Annotated in this window: 5 protein-coding genes and 1 pseudogene; 5 read left to right on the forward strand and 1 reads right to left on the reverse strand. The window is 73.0% G+C overall.

The annotated features are described in order from the left end of the window. Positions 1-54 precede the first annotated feature (54 nt). Genes ettA through CCN72_RS30405 form a run of 3 tightly spaced genes read left to right on the forward strand, consistent with a single transcriptional unit; the run spans position 55 to position 3,367 of the window. Positions 55-1,722, forward strand: a complete 1,668-nt coding sequence (gene ettA / locus CCN72_RS30395; protein ID WP_086811246.1) for an energy-dependent translational throttle protein EttA — start codon at positions 55-57, stop codon at positions 1,720-1,722. Positions 1,723-1,745: 23 nt separating this feature from the next. Then, complete coding sequence (locus tag CCN72_RS30400; protein WP_244174559.1) at positions 1,746-2,132, forward strand: hypothetical protein; 387 nt, start codon at positions 1,746-1,748, stop codon at positions 2,130-2,132. Between the two features lie 23 nt (positions 2,133-2,155). Beyond that, complete coding sequence (locus tag CCN72_RS30405) at positions 2,156-3,367, forward strand: MFS transporter (protein ID WP_086811248.1); 1,212 nt, start codon at positions 2,156-2,158, stop codon at positions 3,365-3,367. 19 nt (positions 3,368-3,386) lie between these two features. Here CCN72_RS30405 and CCN72_RS30410 read toward each other — a convergent pair whose 3' ends face one another. Then, positions 3,387-3,728 (reverse strand): hypothetical protein, encoded by a 342-nt coding sequence (locus tag CCN72_RS30410; protein WP_086811250.1) that lies wholly within the window; start codon positions 3,726-3,728, stop codon positions 3,387-3,389. Positions 3,729-4,258: 530 nt separating this feature from the next. On the opposite strand from CCN72_RS30410, the gene CCN72_RS30415 reads away from it, so the two are divergent. After that, on the forward strand, positions 4,259-4,747 hold the full coding sequence (locus CCN72_RS30415; protein ID WP_086811252.1) for an inorganic diphosphatase: 489 nt from the start codon (positions 4,259-4,261) through the stop codon (positions 4,745-4,747). Between the two features lie 3 nt (positions 4,748-4,750). After that, positions 4,751-4,910: pseudogene (locus CCN72_RS30420) on the forward strand (phosphopyruvate hydratase); the annotation flags it as partial.

Consider the following 4,910-nt stretch of genomic DNA (forward strand, 5'->3'; position numbering starts at 1 on the left):
CCTCCGGAAGCCGGGCCGCCGCGTTCGGCGGCCCGGCTTCCGGAGGCATCGCGGATGTTTGTGTACACGATGCGCAAGGCCCGTACGGCCCACGGCGACAAGGTCGTCCTCGACGATGTCACGCTCTCCTTCCTGCTCGGCGCCAGGATCGGTGTCGTGGGCCCGAACGGCATGGGCAAGTCCACCGTCCTGCGGATCATGGCGGGACTGGAGCGGCCCACCGACGGCGACGCCGCCCCGGCCCCCGGGATCAGTGTCGGGATCCTGGAGCAGGAACCCCGGCTGGACGACTCGACGACCGTCCTGGGCAACGTCGAGGAGGGCGTCGCGGAGATCCGTGCCGGGCTGCGGCGCTACGACGAGATCACCACCCGCCTCGGCGCGGCCGGCGGTGCGCGGACGCAGCCGCTGCTGGACGAACTCGGCGCGCTCCAGGAGCGGCTGGACGACGCCGGGGCGTGGGATCTCGACTCCCGGCTGGAGCAGGCGATGGACGCGCTGCGCTGCCCGCCGCCCGGCATGCCGGTCGGGGAGCTGTCGGGCGGTGAGCGGCGGCGGGTGGCGCTGTGCCGGCTGCTGCTGTCCCAGCCGGACCTGCTGCTGCTGGACGAGCCCACCAACCATCTGGACGCGGAGTCGGTGGCCTGGCTGGAGCAGCATCTGGCGGACTACCCCGGCACCGTCGTCGCCGTCACCCACGACCGGTACTTCCTGGACAACGTCGCCCAGTGGATCCTGGAGATCGACCGGGGCCACGCCTACCCGTACGAGGGGAACTACTCCACCTACCTCCGGACCAAGGCGGCCCGGCTCCAGGTGGAGGGCCGCAAGGACGCCAAGCGGCAGCAGCGGCTGGCCGAGGAGCTGGCGTGGGTGCGCTCCGGCGGCAAGGGGCGCCAGGCCAGGTCCAGGGCGCGGGTGCAGCGGTACGAGCAGCTGGCGGACGAGGCCGCGCGGGCGCGGAAGCTGGACTTCGAGGAGATCCAGATCCCGCCCGGGCCGCGGCTGGGCAGTCTGGTCCTGGAGGCCGACCGGGTCACCAAGGGGTTCGGCGACCGGCTGCTGATGGAGGAGCTGTCGTTCTCCCTGCCGCGCGGCGGCCTCGTCGGGGTGGTCGGCCCCAACGGGGTCGGCAAGACCACCCTGTTCAAGATGATCGTCGGCGAGGAGCGGCCGGACGCGGGCACCCTGCGGCTCGGTGACACGGTACGGATCTCCTACGTGGACCAGAACCGCGCCGGACTGGACCCGGACATGTCGGTGTGGCAGGCGGTGTCCGGCGGTGTGGACCACATCCGTGTCGGGGACGTCGAGATGCCCTCGCGCGCCTATGTCGCCACGTTCGGTTTCAAGGGCGCCGACCAGCAGAAGCCCGTGGGTGTGATGTCCGGGGGCGAACGCAACCGGCTCAACCTCGCCCTGACGCTTAAGCAGGGCGGCAACCTCCTGCTGCTGGACGAGCCGACCAACGATCTCGACGTGGAGACGCTGGCGTCGCTGGAGAGCGCGCTGCTGGACTTTCCCGGCTGCGCGGTCATCACCGCGCACGACCGGTGGTTCCTTGACCGGGTCGCCACCCACATCCTGGCCTGGGAGGGCGGCGCCGACTGGTTCTGGTTCGAGGGCAACTTCGCCGACTACGAGGCCAACAAGCTGGACCGGCTGGGCGCGGAGGCGGCCCGCCCGCACCGGATCACCCACCGCCGGCTGGTACGCGGCTGACCGCCCGACTGGAGTCCTGTGCCATGACATACCTCGATCAGGAGGCGGTGGCGGCCCTGCGCGCGGCCCGGCTCATCGTCGTCAACGCCACGTGGCGGCTGCGCGAGGAACAGGCCCTCGAGCGGCTCGCGCGGGTGCGCGGTCTGGCCTGCACCCCGCTCTTTCCCGGGCACCCGGTCATCCAGGTCGTCGCCTACGACGGACGGCTCCTCGGCCGGGCCCGGCGCCACGACGACGGACACCGGGCCCGCTGGATCGCCGTCCCCGCCCACACCGCCCGTGAACTCGGCGCCTACCGCACCCTGCACGGCGCCGCCCGCGCCCTGTCCCGCCGGTCCGGCCACGGCCGCCACCGGGTCACCGACCATCCCGGCGAGGCGCCGCAGCCGAGCCCCCTGCCGATGTCGTAGCGCCCGGCCCGAGGGAGGTGTCCATGACCGTGCCCGACCGCCGTGAGCGCAACCCGGCGGCGCCGGGAGGCACGCGTACCGCGCCGGCCAGGGGTTCGGCCCTGCGGTTCGTGCTGCTCATCGGTGTCGTGAGCATGTTCTCGGACATGACGCACGAGGGCGCCCGGGGCATCACCGGTCCCTTCCTCGGCTCGCTCGGGGCGAGCGGTCTCGTCGTCGCCCTGGTCGCGGGGACCGGTGAACTGCTCGGCTACGCGCTGCGTTTCGTGTTCGGCTACGCCGCCGACCGCACCGGCAGGTACTGGCCGATCACGGCCGTCGGCTATCTGGTGCAGATGGTGGCGGTGCCGCTGCTGGCGCTGGCCGGGTACTGGCCGGTGGCCGCCGTGCTGATCATCGCCGAGCGCGGCGGCCGCGCGATGCGCAATCCCGCCCGGGACGCGATGCTCGCGCATGCCACCGCCGAGCTGGGCCGCGGCTGGGTCTTCGGTGTGCGCGAGGCCCTGGACGCGGCGGGCGCGACGGTCGGCCCGCTCATCGTGGCCGGGGTCCTGGCCCTGCACGGCGGCTACCGCGTCGGCTTCGCGGTGCTCGCGGTGCCGGCCGTCCTCACCCTGGTGGTGCTGGCCGGGGCCTGGCGGCGGTATCCCCGTCCGGCGGATCTGGACATCGGCGAGGACATCCCCGACCGCCACGGCATCCCGAGGGGATTGTGGATCTACCTGGCCGGCATGGGACTGATCGGCGCCGCGTACGCCGACTACCCGCTCATCGCCTACCACTTCGGGCAGGCGCACCTCATCGCCACACCGTGGATCCCGGTGCTGTACGCGGGCGCCATGGCCACCGAGGCGCTCGCCGCACTCGCGCTCGGCCGGTTGTTCGACCGGTGGGATGTGCGGACGGTCGTCGGCGCGACGCTGCTGACGGCGTGCTTCCCGCCGCTGGTCTTTCTCGGCGGCGCGGGCGCGGCGGTCGTCGGCGTGGTGGTGTGGGGCCTGGGTATGGCGGTGCAGGAGTCGGTGGTCAAGGCGGCGGTGACCGGCATGGTCGGGGCGCGGCGACGGGCCTCGGCGTTCGGCCTGTTCGACACCGGTTTCGGTGCGTGCTGGTTCGCCGGCAGCCTCGCCCTGGGGGCCCTCTACGATCGCTCGGTCACCGATCTGGTGATCTTCTCGGTGGCCCTGCAACTGGCCGCGATTCCCCTGCTCCTGGTGGTCAGGCGGATCCGGTGAGGTGGTACCCGGGGCCGGTTCAGCGGTCCAGTTTCCGCAGCAGTTGCATCAGCACGTTCTCGGCCTTCGCGTACGACGTGGAGCCCACCCGGAGCCGCCACACCGCTCCCGGCGCCCGTCCGCCCGGCGCGAGGGGGCGTACCGGGCGGGGTGCGGGTGCCGCGTGGGCGGGGACGCTCGCGTCCCGCAGCGCGTCGAGCACGGTGTCGACGTGCCGGGCGGGGAGGTCGGCGATCGGCGCCCACGAGGTCGCCCGCAGACCGTTGCCACGGCCTCCCGGCGGCAGCCAGGCGGGCGCGAACAGGCTTGCCGATACGGCGAGTTGTGTGCCGGCGTGCGCTCCGGGCGCGGTACCTGCCATGGTGGCCTCCCCGCTGGTTCTGCTGTCCAGGTGGGTAGGAGCCATCGGCCGGCAGGCGGGTCGACCACTCCTGTACGGGGTGGTCCCGGCGGGGTCCAGCGCCGGGCGCTGCGCGCACTTTCAGGGTACGCCGCGCCGGTGGATCCGCCCCGACCGCCCGCTGCGCCGCCTTCGGCCGAAGGCGTAGCCCGTTCGGCGGACCCCGGATGCCTTGCGGCGGCGATCTTCGGGGCACACTATGGGTACGCGCCCGACGCGCCGGTGATGGGGCTCACCGCAACCGCGGCATCATGCCGCTGACGGTCCCTGGTCGAAAGGACACGACCAGGAGGAGCCATGCCCGCACCCGCAGCGTCGCACTCCCCCGCCCCGCCCGGCGGCCTCCGGGACGCCCGTACGGCCGCTTCCCACCGCGTACCGCCGCCGGACGGAGGTGTCCGGGCGAGCGCGCCCGGTACCCGTCCCGACGAGCCCGGCCCCCGCCCGCCCGAGCCGCGCCACCGGGCGGCTCCCGTTTCCAGGAGGACACCGTGGAGTTCGATGTGACCGTGGAGATCCCCCAGGGGTCCCGCAACAAGTACGAGATGGACCACGAGCTGCACCGCATCCGGCTGGACCGGCTGCTGTTCACCTCCACCAAGTATCCGGCGGACTACGGCTACGTCGACGGCACCCTGGGCCGCGACGGAGACCCGCTGGACGCCCTGGTGCTGGTCGGCGAGCCGACCTTCCCCGGCTGCACCATCGAGTGCCGGGCCGTCGGCATGTTCGTGATGAAGGACGAACACGGCCCGGACGAGAAGGTCCTGTGCGTGCCCGCCCACGATCCTCGGTACGCGCCGGTGCAGGACATCGGTGACATCTCCGAGTTCGACCGGCTGGAGATCACCCACTTCTTCGAGGTCTACAAGGACCTGGAACCCGGCAAGTCCGTCGAGGGCTCGCACTGGGAGGGCCGCGAGCAGGCCTACGCGGAGATCGAGGCATCCCGGGCCCGGGCCGCGGGAACGGGAGCCTGAGCCATGACCGTGCGAATCAGCGAACTGCACGCCGTCGAGATCCTCGACTCCCGGGCCCGCCCCACCCTCGCCGTCACCCTCACCACGGGCGACGGCGCCCGGATCCGGGCCGGGGTGCCCTCCGATGCCTCCACCGGCACCCGGGAGGCGGTCGAACTGCGTG

The sequence above is a fragment of the Streptomyces murinus genome, from assembly GCF_002154555.1.
Taxonomy (GTDB): Bacteria; Actinomycetota; Actinomycetes; order Streptomycetales; family Streptomycetaceae; genus Streptomyces; species Streptomyces murinus.